Below are 14,355 nucleotides of genomic sequence, written 5' to 3' on the forward strand. Positions count from 1 at the left end.
CCGCCCGATGAGTCGGGTCGGCGGCCCGGCTCGGGCAGCGGTTAGAGGCGCAGGGCGTTCAGCGCGGCGGGGTCGCCCGCCTTGGCCCACGTCGCGGCCACGTCGTTCAGCGCGGACCTCGCCTCGGCCCGTTCGATCTCGTACAGCGCACCCAGCGTGAACGCCTCGCGCGGATCGGTCGAGTCGGCGGCGATCCGGGCGAGGTGCTCCTGGGCGATCACGCCGTCCTGGAACCGGCCCAGCACGTCCTGCATCGCCTGGGCGTTCGCGGCGACGGTGGCGGCCGGCTTGCCCAGTACCCCCTGGGCGGCCTCGGCCGCGTAGCGGGCCCGCTTCGCCTCCTTGCGGGTCTCGTGCCGAGCGGTGTCGCGTTCCTCCGGCGGGGCCGCCTCGATGCCGTCATAGGCGCGCTGCAGCTTGCGCCAGGCCTGCCGTACCAGCCTCCGCAGCTCCTTGGCCGCCTCGCGGTCGGCCCGGTCGGTGAGCGGTGGGTCGGCGAGCAGCTCGTCGAGGGCGTCGAGCAGCCGGAAGTAGCGGGGCTCTCCCAGGGCCGTGTTGAGCCGGCGGTAGGCGGCGGTCTCCTGGTTCCGCAGGGCGTCGAGCCACCCCTGATGCGCGGCCAGATCCGCGGGCAGCGCGTCGAGGCGGCCGGTGAAGCGCTCGCGCAGCACTTCGAGGTCGCGGACCGCACCGAGCTCGTCGGCCAGCCATTTCAGCTCGGGCCGCAGCGCGTCGGTGCGGCTCCGGTCCAGCACCGGCCGGTAGCTCTTCAGCGCGCTGCGGATCCGGCGCACCGACACCCGCATCTTGTGCACGGCGTCGTACTCGGCCAGCCGGGCCTTGGGGTCGTGTGCGAGCAGCGCGTCGACCTGCGCGGCCAGATAGGCCGTGAGGGCGGCACCGGCGGTGCCCTGGGCGGGACCGGTGGCCGGTGGCCGCTGTTCCCGGCCGCGTGCCAACACCGGCTCGAGCACCCTCCCCAGCTTGGAGGCGGATTCGGCCTTGCGCGCGCCGGCCTTGCGCACCCGCTTGCCCACGGCCTTCAGCAGGGCCGCCGGCCCGTCGACGAGCTCGACCTCGATCTCGCGCCACGTTCCTCCGGAGGGCGGGCCGCCGCTCTCACCGTCGGCACCGGCGATCACCTGTCCGGCCACGGCGTCGTCGGCCACCTCGGCGAGGACCTCGCCGTCCGGGCCGAGCAGCCGGATGACCGTACGGCCCGTCTCGAGGGTCGCCACCGGCTGGAGCGGCTCGCCGCGGGTGTGCGCCGAGACCAGGCCGGCGAGCCGGGCGGGGACGACCTGGGCCCGGCCGAGCGGCGCGCGCAGTTCCTTCTTGGTGTCCGGTCCGACCGGCATCTTCAGGTGCCAGCCCGCGTCGTCACCGCCACGGCGGCGGCGGAGGGTGATGCCGCGGGCCGCCAGCCGGAGATCTGGAGTGTCGAAGTACTTCGCCACGAGAAGGTGCGTCTGGGGTTCACCGACCGCGTGAACGCCGGGTACGTCGCTCAGGTCCGGCAAGACGAAGTCGGACTCGGCGTCGTACTTCCGCTCGATCTCCACATGGTCGGCCACGCCGGTTCCTCCGCCCCCACGTGACGCTCGCGCCACATTGGTAAATCTTGCGCAACGGTCAGATAACGGTAGACGTCCGATTTTAAGGTACAAGTAAGACGGCCCTTGGCGTCCCGCCGGAGCGGGCGTGCCGAGGGCGCGGCGCCCGTCGCGGGTTACGCGCTCGGCGGTTCGGCGTAACGCTGCAGGTAGAGCGGCTCGCCCAGCGTCTCGACGAGCTGCAGTTCGGTCTCGAGGTAGTCCAGGTGCTCTTCCTCATCCGCGAGGATGTCCTCGAAGATGCGCGCCGACGTGACGTCGCCGCGCGAGCGCATGAGCTCGATGCCGGGCCGCAGGCGCGCCACCGCCTCGAGTTCGACGGCCATGTCGGCCTTCAGCTGTTCGACGACGGTCTGCCCGATGCGCAGGGTGCCCAGCTTCTGGTAGTTCGGAAGCCCCTCGAGGAAGAGGATGCGGTCGGTCAGCCGCTCGGCGTGCCGCATCTCGTCGAAGGACTCGGCGCGGGTGTGTTCGGCGAGGCGGGTGAAGCCCCAGTTCTGCTGCATCTTCGCGTGCAGGAAGTACTGGTTGATCGCGGTGAGCTCTGCGGTCAGCTGCTCGTTGAGCAGCGCGATGATGTCCTTGTCGCCTTCCATACCGTCCAATCGTGGCATGACCGGCGCCGGAATGGCAGCCTCGCCTCCCATGATCGGCGGTACGCGGCCCGGAACGCCGCCCCCGGCCGTGGCCGGATCAGGCGGCCGTGCCGACCTCGGCGTCGAGGCCGGCGAGCGTGCCCGAAAGGTCGTCCGCGAGGAGGTCCGGTGCCCGGCGCTCGCTGACCAGGGCGCACAGCCGCTTGGTGCAGGAGCCGCAGCCGGGCGGCATCCCGCAGGCCGCGCGGACCTCCTTGACCGAGGCGGCTCCGGCGGTGATGCGGCCACGTACGTCGTCTTCAGTGACGGCGTGGCAGATGCAGACGTACATCCGGTGAAGTGCCTCTCGGTCCCGAGCCCGGTCAACGGGCCCCCTTTAGGTAAGCCTCCCCTAAGTTAGCCCACTACGGCGATTATGGCCAGTCTGGGGCCTCGGGTGGGACTCGTTCCCGTTTGTGAAGATCTTTGAGGGGCTCGGGCCGCGGTGCGGCGGTCCGGCCGCTCCGGGGCGACGCTGCACCCGAGTCACGTTCGGTGACGACTTCGACATGGGCGGTTGTATCTGGTTAAAGCTGCTTCAGCCGTGTTCAAGCAAGTACTACGAGTGTTAAACCGCAGGTCAAGGCGCTCGCACTAAGCGGGAAACGTTCTTGAATAGTCCTACGATCGGGACATGACCTCAGTACTGCTCGCCGAGGACGACACGTCCATCTCTGAGCCCCTTGCTCGCGCGTTGCGACGGGAGGGGTACAACGTTGAAGTCAGCCCCGATGGGCCTCAGGCCCTGGAGCGAGCGCTCGGGGGCGGTGTGGATCTCATTGTCCTCGATCTCGGCCTGCCCGAGCTCGACGGGCTCGAAGTCGCACGCCGCGTGCGCTCCGAAGGGCACGGGGTGCCGATTCTCATCCTCACCGCACGCGCCGACGAGGTGGACACCGTCGTCGGGCTCGACGCCGGTGCGGATGACTACGTCACCAAGCCATTCCGGCTGGCCGAACTGCTCGCGCGGGTCCGCGCGCTGCTCCGCAGGGGCAGCACCGAGACGCCGATCGTTCAGGGCGTCCGGATCGACGCCGAGTCCCGCCGGGCCTGGATGGGTGAGCAGGAGCTCCAGCTCACCACGAAGGAATTCGATCTCCTGCGGGTCCTGGTCCGCGACGCGGGCAAGGTCGTCACGCGGGAACAGATCATGAGGGAGGTGTGGGACACGAACTGGTGGGGGTCGACGAAGACGCTGGACATGCACATCTCGTGGTTGCGGCGGAAGCTCGGCGACGACGCCGCCAGCCCCCGTTACATAACGACGGTGCGAGGGGTCGGTTTCCGCTTCGAACGCGGTGACTAGCCCGTCGGCCGCCGCGATCCGGCATGACGACCGCGCGATCACGGTGCAACCCCATATTCGTCCATAGCGGAAGGAGCCTTGATGAGGCGCCGGCTGCTCGTGTCGACGTTCGCGGTGGCGATCGTCGCGATCCTGCTGCTCGGTATCCCCCTCGCCTATTCGACGCACAAACTGATCTATGAGGAGGCGGAGCAGTCGCTCCAGCGAGAGGCGGCGATCATTCTCGCTGGAGTGCAGCTGCGCTGGGACTCCCGACAACCCATCACCTCGGAGCAGATCGGGCATGAGTTCCCCGGTCGCTACGTTGTGATCATCTTGCCGAACGCCTCCGTGGTGACGGCGGGAACGGTGCCGCCGAGCCGCGGGCAGCGGCTCACCGACTCGCGTGCGGCCGGCGGCATCCACGTCGACGTCTCACAGAACGCCCAGGACGTGGAGAACGAGGCGCTGCGGTCGCTGCTGCTCATCGCGGCCCTCGTCGTGCTCGGCATCGCGGTGACGATCGCGCTCGCCGTGTTCCAGGCACGCAAACTCACCGTGCCGCTCATCGATCTGGCCGAGACCGCCGACCGCCTCGGATCCGGCGACGCCCGGCCCCGCCGCAGGCGGTACGGGATCCCCGAGGTCGACCGGGTCGCGGAGGTGCTCGACCGCAGCGCCGTGCGGATCGCCGACCTGCTGGCCGCGAGCCGCGAGTTCGCCTCCGACGCGAGCCACCAGCTCCGCACACCGCTCACCGCGCTGTCGATGCGGCTCGAGGAGATGGTCGAGGCGGCGGACTACCCCGACCTGGTCCGTGAGGAGGGCGCGGCGGCGCTGGCCCAGGCGGAGCGGCTCGTCGCCGTCGTCGAGCAGCTCCTCGCCCGCGCGCGGCACGACCGTACGGGCGCCGCGACCGCGGTGGCCGTCGACGACATCGTGGCGCAGCAGGTCGAGGAGTGGCAGCCGATCTTCCAGCGGGACGGCCGACGGGTCGAGGTCACCGGGGAACGGGGGCTCGTCGCGGTGGTGACCAGGGCCGGGCTCTCCCAGATCATCGCGACTTTGCTGGACAACTCGCTCGTGCACGGCGCCGGAAGGGTCACCCTGTGCACCAAGCTCACCGCCGGATCGGTGGTCGTGGAGATCGGCGATGAGGGCCCGGGGGTGCCGCCCGATCTGGAGCGCAAGGTCTTCGACCGCAGTGTGAGCAGCGGCGAGGGCACCGGCCTCGGGCTCTACCTGGCCCGCTCGCTCGTCGCCGTCGATGGGGGGCGGCTGGAACTCGTACGTGCCCGCCCGGCGGTGTTCGCGATCTTCTTGAGGGAGGCCGCCGACGTCCGGGCGGCGGGGGAGCGGCTCGTCATCGGGCCCGCGTGACCTGCCCCGAGTGCAACTCAACGTGGCCGACGTCGGCGGGCGGGCGGCGCTCGTCGTGGCCCCAGGCCGGGCGGTCGCCGGGAACGTGCGTCGCCGTCTGCGGGGCACCGCCGGTCCCCGGCAGCCCCGTGTGCGCGTCCACCGGCGGTGCCGACATGGGGAGGAACACCCACTTCTTGTACGACCAGAAGCGGAACAGTGTGGCCACTCCCGTGCCGATGATCAGTGAGACGTTGAAGGCGATCGGGTTGCGCTGGTCGAGCACGTAGTAGGTGAATCCGATGAACAACTGGGTGATCACCAGGCCGATGCCGTTGAGCCCGAAGAACAGGGCGTACTCACGGCCGAGCCCCGTACGGTCCCGGTGCCGGAAGGTCCAGTGCCGGTTCGCGAAGTACGCGAACGTGGTGGAGACCACGGTCGCGACCCCGTTGGACGTGAGCGGGCCCACATCCAGACCGGCGTGCAGGATGTTGCCGGTGCCGATGGTGATGACGAAGGCGATGGCCCCTACGCTGCCGAACTTCGCGAGCTCGTGCGCGAGACGCGCGAACCGTCGGTAGAGATTGACGACAAAGCTCACGGAGACGGACCGTCCCTTCGGGATACCAGCACATTGCGGCACATCGAGGATAGAGGCTGAGCGAGATGGCCGTGCTGCATTGCCTCTGTGTCTGATCGCCACCCGCGTGTGTGTTGCTTCCCTCTTACATGGACGGTGAACCTCCCCGTATCGTTCACATCTTCGGCGGGCGGATAACCTCGTGCACGTGAGAGATCCTGCTCAGCGCGGTGGAGACACCCGGATGCCGGTTGTGGGAATGATAGGCGGCGGGCAACTGGCCCGGATGACCCAGCAGGCGGCGATCGGGCTCGGCGTGACGCTGCGGGTCCTCAGCGACTCGGCTCACGCGTCGGCCGCGCGTGCCTGCGCGGACGTGCGGATCGGCGACCATGGCTCACTCGACGACCTGAGCGCCTTCGCCAAGGGCTGTGACGCCGTCACCTTCGACCACGAGCACGTCCCGTCCGATCACATCCGGGCGCTCGAGGCGGGCGGCATCGCCTGCCGGCCCGGGGCGGACGCGCTGCTGCACGCCCAGAACAAGCTGATCATGCGGGAGCGGCTCAGCGCCGCCGGAGTTCCGTCCCCCCGGTTCTCCCCCGTGCGCGAGCCCGCCGACCTGGCCGCCTTCGCCGAGCGGACGGGATGGCCGGTCGTCCTCAAGGCCGCCTTGGGCGGGTACGACGGCAAGGGCGTCTGGGTGTTCCACTCCGTGGACGAGGCCCGCGACGTGATCGACGGCGCGGTGGCCCGGGGAGTGGAACTGCTGGCCGAGGAGCACGTGCCGTTCCGGCGCGAACTGGCAGCGCTGGTCGCCCGCTCGCCGTACGGTCAGGGCGCCGCCTATCCCATCGTCGAGACCGTCCAGCGCGACGGCATCTGCCATGAGGTGATCGCCCCGGCGCCCGGTCTGGACGAGGAGGTCGCGGCGCGGGCCCAGGGGCTCGCCCTCGACATCGCCGAGCGGCTCGGCGTGGTCGGCCTGCTCGCCGTGGAGATGTTCGAGACCGACTCGGGGATCCTCGTCAACGAGCTGGCGATGCGCCCGCACAACTCCGGGCACTGGACGATCGAGGGTTCCCGGACCTCCCAGTTCGAGCAGCACCTGCGGGCCGTGCTCGACCTGCCGCTCGGCTCCACCACCCCCACCGCCCCGTACACCGTGATGGCGAACGTCCTCGGCGGTGCGGACCCGGCCGTCTACGACCGCTACATCCACGTCATGGCCCATGATCCGGGCGTCAAGGTGCACTTCTACGGAAAGGAGGTGCGTCCGGGCCGCAAGATCGGTCACGTGACCGTTCTCGGCGACGACCTGGACGACCTCCTGGCACGCGCGCGGCACGCCGCCGACTACCTCAGGGAAGGCCCCCGGTGACCGCTCCACTCGTCGGCCTGGTCATGGGCAGCGACTCCGACTGGCCCGTCATGCGCGCCGCCGCCGAGGCGCTCGACGAGTTCGCCGTGCCCTACGAGGCCGACGTCGTGTCGGCCCACCGGATGCCGAACGACATGATCGCCTACGGCACGGGCGCCGCCGAGCGCGGGCTGCGCGTGATCATCGCGGGGGCGGGCGGGGCGGCCCACCTGCCCGGCATGCTGGCGTCGGTGACGCCGCTGCCGGTGATCGGCGTCCCGGTGCCGCTGAAGCACCTCGACGGCATGGACTCGCTGCTGTCCATCGTTCAGATGCCCGCCGGTGTACCGGTGGCGACGGTGTCCGTCGGGGGCGCGCGCAACGCCGGCCTGCTGGCCGTACGGATCCTGGCGGCGGCCGACGAGGACCTGCGCGGGCGCATGACCGAGTTCCAGGCCGACCTGTACGACCAGGCGAAGGCCAAGGGCGCCCGCCTGCGCGACTCCCTCTCGCAGTGAGCGCCCCCGCCTACTTCAGGATCTGGCGGGCCATGACGACGCGCTGGATCTGGTTGGTGCCCTCGTAGATCTGGGTGATCTTGGCGTCGCGCATCATGCGCTCGACCGGGTAGTCCTTGACGTAGCCGTAGCCGCCGAGCAGCTGCACCGCGTCGGTCGTGACCTCCATCGCGACGTCCGAGGCCAGGCACTTGCACGCGGACGACACGAACGTGAGGTCCTTGATCGTCTCGCCGTGCATGGCGCGCTCGGACTTCACCGCGGCGTGGTAGGTGAGCTGCCGGGCGGCCTCGATCTTCATCGCCATGTCGGCGACCATGAACTGCACGCCCTGGAAGTCGGCGACGGGCCGGCCGAACTGCTTGCGTTCCTTGACGTAGCCGACGGCGTAGTCGAGGGCGCCCTGGGCGATGCCCAGCGCCTGCGCGGCGATGGTGATCCGGGTGTGGTCGAGCGTGGCCAGCGCGGTCTTGAAGCCGGTGCCCTCCGCACCGATGATCCGCTCGGCGGGGATCCGGACATCGTCCATGATCACCTGGCGGGTCGGGGACCCCTTGATCCCGAGCTTCTTCTCCGGTGCGCCGAAGGAGACGCCCTCGTCGCCCTTCTCCACCACGAAGGCGGAGATCCCCTTGGCTCCGAGTGTGGGATCGGTCACGGCCATGACCGTGTAGTAGTCCGAAACCCCCGCGTTGGTGATCCACATCTTGGTGCCGTTGAGCACCCAGTGATCGCCGTCACGTACGGCGCGGGTCTTCATCGAGGCGGCGTCGCTGCCAGCCTCGGGCTCCGAGAGCGCGTAAGAGAACATCGCTTCGCCTCGCGCCACCGGCGTCAGATACCGTTTCTTCAGTTCTTCGGATCCGGAAAGCAGAATCGGGACCGTCCCGAGCTTGTTCACCGCCGGGATCAGCGACGACGAGGCGCACGCACGGGCGACCTCCTCGATGACGATCACGGTGGCGAGAGCGTCGGCGCCGGCACCGTCATATGCCTCCGGAACGTGGACGGCGTGCAGGTCCGCCTGCACGAGTGCGGCGAGGACATCGTGAGGGAACTCGCCGGTCTCGTCGATCTCCGCTGCCCGCGGCGCGATCTTCGCGTCGGCGAGCTCGCGGACCGTCTGCCGGAGGAGCTCATGCTCCTCTGCGGGGCTGTACGAGGGAAAATCGGGGCTCATGCCCCGAATGCTACCGGTCAGTACGATTAATCAGTGGCGTGCGGGGACGTCTTCTGAAAGGAGTTCCCTTGGCTCACCGGCTCACCGTGATCGGCACCGGCTATCTCGGCGCCACCCATGCCGCGTGCATGGCCGATCTCGGGTTCGAAGTGCTCGGGCTCGATGTCGACGAGCGCAAGGTCGAACGGCTGTCCGCCGGCGACCTCCCTTTCTTCGAGCCGGGGCTGGAACCGGTTCTGCGCCGTAACCTCGCCAACGGCCGGTTGCGCTTCACCACGTCGTACGAGGAGATCGCCGAGTTCGGCGACGTGCACTTCCTGTGCGTGGGCACGCCGCAGAAGCCGGACGAGTACGCCGCCGACCTGACGTACGTCGACGAGGCCGTGGCTCGCCTGGCGCCGCTCCTGAAACGCGCCTGCCTCATGGTCGGCAAGTCGACGGTCCCGGTGGGCACCGCCGCACGCCTCGCGAAGCTGCTGGCCGCGCTCGCCCCCGTCGGCGTGGACGCCGAACTGGCCTGGAACCCGGAGTTCTTGCGGGAGGGCTTCGCCGTCCAGGACACCATGCATCCGGACCGCATCGTCGCGGGCGTGAGGTCGGAGCGCTCCGAGAAGATCATGCGGGAGGTCTACGCCTCGATGATCGGGAGTGGGACGCCGTTCATCGTGTCCGACTACCCGACCGCCGAACTGGTCAAGGTCGCCGCCAACGCCTTCCTCGCCACCAAGATCTCCTTCATCAACGCGATGGCGGAGGTGTGCGAGGCCGCACACGCGGATGTGACCAAACTGTCCGAGGCGCTGTCGCACGATGACCGGATCGGCGGCAAGTTCCTCGGCCCCGGGTTGGGCTTCGGCGGCGGATGCCTGCCCAAGGACATCCGCGCGTTCATGGCCCGGGCCGGTGAGCTCGGGGTCGACCAGGCACTGTCGTTCCTGCGCGAGGTCGACGCGATCAACATGCGCCGCCGGAGCCGCATGGTCGACCTGGCCCGTGAGCTTCTCGGCGGATCCTTCATCGGCCGCACCGTGGGGGTGCTCGGCGCCGCGTTCAAGCCGAACTCCGACGACATCCGTGATTCGCCGGCGCTGGACGTGGCGGTCACGATCCGCTCGCAGGACGCCAAGGTGACCGTGTACGACCCGCAGGCGCTCGGCAACGCCCGCCGGGCACAGCCGGCCCTCAGCTATGGCGAGTCGGCCCTCGACGCGGCGCGCGGCGCGCACGTGGTGTTGCTGCTCACCGAGTGGGCCGAGTTCCGCGACATGGATCCCGAGGCGCTCGGCGAGGTCGTGGCCGAGCGCAACATCGTGGACGGGCGCAACGCGCTCGACCCCGAGCGCTGGCGCGACGCCGGCTGGAACTACCGCGCGCTGGGCCGCCCCTGACCCCGAGCACTCCGATCGCGTGAAGGATCCCGGTGCCCTGGACCGCCGCGATCCTTCACGCGGTCACGGGACGCCGCACGCGTGGGCGCGTGCTCAGACCTTGGGCTGGCCGAGGCGAGGCGGGCTGGTGAGGAAACCGAGGCCCCAGGAGACGTGCATGGTGGCGTACACCAGCGGCAACCGCAGCCACGCCGACAGCGGCAGGCCACGGCCGGTCGCCAAGGCGCCGAGCGCGATGGCCGCGGCATAGCCGCCAGGAAGGAGCCAGCCCGGCCAGAAGCCGAAGGCCCCGGCCACGGCGCCCACCGTCATCGCGACCACGGCGATGGGCGGGGCCAGGTAGCGCAGGTTCAGTGTGCCCTGGTGCTCGCGGCCCACGACGCGGCGCCAGCGGCCGGTGTGGAAGTACTGCTTGGCGAGCGCCCGCAGGTCGGGACGTGGCCGGTAGGTGACCCGCATGCGCGGCGTGAAGTAGACGGTGCCGCCGGTGCGCCGGATCCGGTGGTTCATCTCCCAGTCCTGGGCGCGTACGAACGTCTCGTCATAACCCCCGACCCGTTCGAGCGCGCTGCGCCGGAACGTTCCGAGGTAGACGGTCTCGACCTCACCGGGCGCTCCACCGGTGTGGAAGCGGGCGTTGCCCACGCCGATGGGCGAGGTCATGGCCCGGGCGACCGCCTTCTCGAAGGCCGTGACGCCCTCGGCCGCCATGATCCCGCCGACGTTGTCGGCCTTGGTCTCCTCCATGGTCTCGACCGCCGCGCGCACGTAGTCGGTCGGCAGCAGCGAGTGGCCGTCGACCCGGACCAGGATGGAGTACTGCGACGCCTTGATCGCGATGTTGAGCCCCTGCGGCGTACGGCCGGTGGGGTTGGCCACCACGATGATCCGCGGATCCTCGGCGGCGATCCGGTCGGCGATCTCCTGGGTGCGGTCGCGGGACGGCCCGACGGCGAGCACCAGCTCGAGTTCGCCGGGATAGTCCTGGTCCAGGATGCGCGAGACGGCGTCGGCCAGATGCCGTTCCTCGTTGAGTACCGGCATGATCACGGATACGGCCGGCCAGGTTGTGGGGCTTTCGGTGCTCACTCGGCTGCTCTGAGGGCGCTGGCGGGGTTCGACTGAACCACGCGCGTTGGGAGAGGGATTCATGACGGCGCCACGCTACTGTACGGAACCAGGGTCAACGCAACGAACATGAGGGTTTCGCGCGGAGGCGGCACCAGGATGGCCAACGACAACGACTCCGATCCATTCGAACGCTACTTCCGGCCTCGCCCGAATGGACGGCAGAGCCCGGCCGATCCAGAGCCCGACGAGGGCCGGCCGGAGGGCGTCATCATCGATGACACCCGTTCTCCACGCGTCGAGGTCGGCTCGTCGCGCCGCCGGCGGCGCGGGGCGGCCCGGTCGGCGATGAACGCTCGCCGGCAGCGCAGGTTCCTGATGGTCACGGCCACCATGTCGGCGTTCGTGCTGCTCACGTCGGGCGGCGCGTGGGCCTTCCAGGGCTTCGTGCTCGGCCAGATCGAGAAGATCGACCCCTTCGACGGCATCGGCAACCGGCCGGACGCCGGCCCGAAGGGCGCGATGAACATCCTGGTCGCGGGCGTCGACCGCCGCGATGGGATGAAGCCGGACCAGATCCGCCGGCTGCGACTGGGCCGGTTCGAGGGCGAGCGCTCCGACACGATGATGCTCGTGCACCTGTCGACCGACCATGACAAGGTCTCCGTCGTCAGCCTGCCCCGCGACTCGCTGGTGACGATCCCGGCGCACCGGTCCAACGGAAGCGAGGGCGCCAAGGGCACCCCGATACCGCCCCGGCAGGGCAAGCTCAACTGGGCCTACCCCTACGGCGGGTCGTCGCTGACGATCGAGACGGTCGAGCAGACGACCGGCGTCCGGGTCGACCACTACGTCGAGGTCAACTTTCTCGGCTTCATCAAGGTCGTCGATGCGCTCGGCGGGGTCAAGATCTGCACGGAGCAGGCCATCGACGACCCGAAGAGCGGTCTGCGGCTGCCGGCCGGCTCGAGCCACGTGGACGGGGAGAAGGCGCTGGCGTACGCGCGGGCCCGCTACACGCTCAGCGGCGGCAGCGACCTCGGCCGCATCGACCGCCAGCAGCAGTTCATGTCCGCTCTCATGAGCCAGGCGCTGAGCACCTCCACGCTCACCGACCCGGTCAAGGCCACCAAGTTCGTCACCGCCATGCTGAAGTCGATCCGGGTGGACAAGGGGCTGGCCGACGACGCCCAGGCGCTGCTCCGGCAGATGAAGGGGATGTCCACCGACAGCGTCGCGTTCACCAGTGTGCCGCTGGCCGACTCGAACTACATGACACCCATCAACGGGTCCCGGCCGCAGTCCACCGTGCGGTGGGACCAGCAGGGCGCACGAGACCTGTTCCAGAAGCTCAAGCGCGACGAGCCGCTCATCCGGCCGGCCGCGCCGGCGTCGCCGACGCCCTCGCCGACGAAGGCCGGGAACGAGCTGACCGTGCGCCCGGCGGACATCCAGGTCAGGGTGCTGAACGGCGTCGGTACCCGTGGCGTGGCGCGAGGAGCGGCCGAAGACCTGCGCAAGGTGGGCTTCGACCCGATCGTCGTCCCCGGCGTGGCGAAGCAGATCGGGCTCGAGCAGACAGTCGTCCAGTACGGCGGCGGACGCGCGGACTCGGCCGAGACCCTGGCCGCCGCGATCCCCGGCGCGAAGGTGAAGCGGGTCCCGTCGCTCGGCGACCGCGTCCAGGTGATCGTGGGCTCCGACTGGGACGGCGCCAAGAAGGTGCAGGTGGCCGGACCGGCGGGTGACACGGGCACGGAGCCCAAGGGCCCTCAGGCCAAGACCGCGACCCAGAATCTCTGTAAATAGCCTCGAATCGGTACGAGAGGCCGGGGCGGTGTGCCCGGACCGGGTTATTCCGGGCTATCTTGCTGCGTGTCGGCGCTGCCTGCCGGCCGAGGAGGTACGGATGCAGAACGGTGCACGCCATGCCGTGGGCGCCGTGGTCGGGCTCATCGTGACTCCGCTGCTCGCCGCGGCGCTCATGTTCGGCACCGAGCGGTTCGTGCGGGGCTTCAGGTACTTCGTGCTCGACGGGACGGATCGGTGGATCGCCGGCGCCGTGGTCCTGTTCGTCGCCGCGGTTCTGGGCGTACTGGCCGGGTCGAGGGTGTCTCCGCTCGCCTCCCTCATCCCCGGGGTGGTCTACTTCATCGTGGGATTGCTCTGGATGGTCTCTCCCCGCTTCGCGATGGAGCACACCATGCGGAAACTCCCCGACACGCTCGACCGGGGTTACCTCATTCTCGGACCCTATGGGTTCCTTCTGCTGGTGGGCGGGTTCCTGCTGGTGGCCTCGCTGCCTCGGTCACGGTGGGCCGCCGGGACACCGCGACGGCCCTCGGGTCCCGCCGCCGGGCCGCCCTACGAGTTCGGCGGCATGGCCCCGCCGTACGGCCAGGTCCCGAGCCCGGGTCCGGGCCAGTCGTCCGGCCACGCCGGGCCCGCCGCCATGGGGCAGGCTCCCGGCCCGCACGGGCAGGCTCCCGGTCAGCACGCTCAGGCTCCCGGCTCGCACGGGCAGGCTCCCGCCCCGCACGGTCAGGCTCCCTCCCCGCATCAGGCGCACGGTCAGCCGCCGGCGCCCTACCAGCCCGGGCCAGGCACGCCACCGCCGGCCTACTCCCCACCTGCGTATTCCCCGCCGCCGCCCGCGCCCTCCGAGCAGCGCCCGCCCGCGCGCAAGGACGAGGGCGAGGATGAGAGCGAGGCCGGCAGCTGGACCCAGATGTACGGCACCGGCGGCTCTGACAAGGACGACCGGAACTCCTGACGCCTCCCGTCGGCGGGACGGCACTGGTCTCATGATGGATGAGGGCGCCGTGCCCAGATGCGCGACCTGGTCAATACCATCGCCGCATGAGCATGAAGCTACTGCCGGTGGACGACACCTGGGTCGGGACCATGATCTCCCTGGCGGACGGCCCCTGGACCGCCCAGTCCGTCGAGCGGACGTTCGTGGATCTCGGTTGGGCGCAACCGGACCCCGCGGGCATCGCCCATGTGCACTGGAACGTGGGTGACGTGGCGATGCCCGTGCTCTACCTCTTCGAGGATCCGGCGGAGAACGACGACGATGCGGAGGAACCCGCCGGGTGGCGGTTGGAACTGGGAACACCTCCGCCGGATCAGGGCTCAGGCGAATCGCGTGACATCGGCAGCCACGCGTTCCGAGAGATCTGGGACCGCGGGACGATGGCGCTCACGCTCACGATCGAAGACGACATCAACTCGTACTCCTACTACGACCACATCGCCTTGGGAGTCTGGCCTGCCGATTCGGCGGACTGGACCGGTTCCGACAGCGCGTGACGGCGTCCCGACAGACGGCGCACCGGCGGTTCGCCGAATGGACCGCCGCGCGAG

14 protein-coding genes are annotated in these 14,355 nt (G+C 69.9%); 8 read left to right on the forward strand and 6 right to left on the reverse strand.

Going from position 1 to position 14,355, the window contains the following annotated elements:
• Nucleotides 1-41: 41 nt before the first annotated feature.
• From HKK74_RS04345 to HKK74_RS04355, 3 genes are all read right to left on the reverse strand, one after another.
• Complete coding sequence (locus HKK74_RS04345) at nucleotides 42-1,574, reverse strand: CYTH and CHAD domain-containing protein (protein ID WP_187241723.1); 1,533 nt, start codon at nucleotides 1,572-1,574, stop codon at nucleotides 42-44.
• A 155-nt stretch (nucleotides 1,575-1,729) separates the two neighbouring features.
• Nucleotides 1,730-2,209, reverse strand: coding sequence for a bacterioferritin (bfr, locus tag HKK74_RS04350; protein WP_187241724.1), 480 nt, complete (start codon nucleotides 2,207-2,209; stop codon nucleotides 1,730-1,732).
• Between the two features lie 97 nt (nucleotides 2,210-2,306).
• Complete coding sequence (locus HKK74_RS04355; protein ID WP_187241725.1) at nucleotides 2,307-2,540, reverse strand: (2Fe-2S)-binding protein; 234 nt, start codon at nucleotides 2,538-2,540, stop codon at nucleotides 2,307-2,309.
• A 342-nt stretch (nucleotides 2,541-2,882) separates the two neighbouring features.
• On the opposite strand from HKK74_RS04355, the gene HKK74_RS04360 reads away from it, so the two are divergent.
• Together HKK74_RS04360 and HKK74_RS04365 are read left to right on the forward strand one after the other, a co-directional pair.
• The gene (locus tag HKK74_RS04360; protein WP_187234426.1) at nucleotides 2,883-3,554 is read left to right on the forward strand and encodes a response regulator transcription factor; all 672 of its coding nucleotides are present in this window, start codon (nucleotides 2,883-2,885) and stop codon (nucleotides 3,552-3,554) included.
• 81 nt (nucleotides 3,555-3,635) lie between these two features.
• Nucleotides 3,636-4,913 carry a sensor histidine kinase gene (locus HKK74_RS04365; protein ID WP_187241726.1) on the forward strand — a complete coding sequence of 426 codons (1,278 nt, stop codon included), beginning with the start codon at nucleotides 3,636-3,638 and terminating at the stop codon, nucleotides 4,911-4,913.
• On the opposite strand, the gene HKK74_RS04370 is transcribed toward HKK74_RS04365, so the two are convergent.
• Complete coding sequence (locus HKK74_RS04370) at nucleotides 4,897-5,496, reverse strand: GtrA family protein (RefSeq protein ID WP_187241727.1); 600 nt, start codon at nucleotides 5,494-5,496, stop codon at nucleotides 4,897-4,899. The genes HKK74_RS04365 and HKK74_RS04370 overlap by 17 nt on opposite strands.
• 223 nt (nucleotides 5,497-5,719) lie before the next feature.
• Between HKK74_RS04370 and HKK74_RS04375 the strand changes: the two genes are divergently transcribed.
• Nucleotides 5,720-6,856: a 5-(carboxyamino)imidazole ribonucleotide synthase gene (locus tag HKK74_RS04375; RefSeq protein WP_187241728.1), complete on the forward strand. Its 1,137-nt coding sequence runs from the start codon at nucleotides 5,720-5,722 to the stop codon at nucleotides 6,854-6,856.
• A gap of 23 nt (nucleotides 6,857-6,879) precedes the next feature.
• Entirely contained in the window at nucleotides 6,880-7,353 is a 474-nt protein-coding gene (purE, locus tag HKK74_RS04380; protein WP_187241963.1) for a 5-(carboxyamino)imidazole ribonucleotide mutase, read from the forward strand.
• Nucleotides 7,354-7,363: 10 nt separating this feature from the next.
• Here the strand turns inward: purE and HKK74_RS04385 are convergent, their stop codons facing one another.
• Nucleotides 7,364-8,533, reverse strand: a complete 1,170-nt coding sequence (locus HKK74_RS04385) for an acyl-CoA dehydrogenase (protein ID WP_187241729.1) — start codon at nucleotides 8,531-8,533, stop codon at nucleotides 7,364-7,366.
• A 68-nt stretch (nucleotides 8,534-8,601) separates the two neighbouring features.
• Here HKK74_RS04385 and HKK74_RS04390 point away from each other — a divergent pair, with 68 nt between their 5' ends.
• Nucleotides 8,602-9,921, forward strand: a complete 1,320-nt coding sequence (locus tag HKK74_RS04390; RefSeq protein WP_187241730.1) for a UDP-glucose dehydrogenase family protein — start codon at nucleotides 8,602-8,604, stop codon at nucleotides 9,919-9,921.
• Between the two features lie 93 nt (nucleotides 9,922-10,014).
• On the opposite strand, the gene HKK74_RS04395 is transcribed toward HKK74_RS04390, so the two are convergent.
• Nucleotides 10,015-11,073 (reverse strand): glycosyltransferase family 2 protein, encoded by a 1,059-nt coding sequence (locus HKK74_RS04395; RefSeq protein WP_187241731.1) that lies wholly within the window; start codon nucleotides 11,071-11,073, stop codon nucleotides 10,015-10,017.
• A 75-nt stretch (nucleotides 11,074-11,148) separates the two neighbouring features.
• Between HKK74_RS04395 and HKK74_RS04400 the strand changes: the two genes are divergently transcribed.
• The 3 genes from HKK74_RS04400 to HKK74_RS04410 all read left to right on the forward strand — a co-directional run bounded on the left by HKK74_RS04400 (nucleotide 11,149) and on the right by HKK74_RS04410 (nucleotide 14,301).
• The gene (locus HKK74_RS04400) at nucleotides 11,149-12,798 is read left to right on the forward strand and encodes an LCP family protein (RefSeq protein WP_187241732.1); all 1,650 of its coding nucleotides are present in this window, start codon (nucleotides 11,149-11,151) and stop codon (nucleotides 12,796-12,798) included.
• 100 nt (nucleotides 12,799-12,898) lie between these two features.
• Nucleotides 12,899-13,762, forward strand: a complete 864-nt coding sequence (locus HKK74_RS04405) for a hypothetical protein (RefSeq protein WP_187241733.1) — start codon at nucleotides 12,899-12,901, stop codon at nucleotides 13,760-13,762.
• Nucleotides 13,763-13,848: 86 nt separating this feature from the next.
• On the forward strand, nucleotides 13,849-14,301 hold the full coding sequence (locus HKK74_RS04410; protein WP_187241734.1) for a hypothetical protein: 453 nt from the start codon (nucleotides 13,849-13,851) through the stop codon (nucleotides 14,299-14,301).
• Nucleotides 14,302-14,355 lie beyond the last annotated feature (54 nt).

It is taken from the genome of Actinomadura alba (assembly GCF_014323705.1).
GTDB classification, from domain to species: domain Bacteria; phylum Actinomycetota; class Actinomycetes; order Streptosporangiales; family Streptosporangiaceae; genus Actinomadura_C; species Actinomadura_C alba.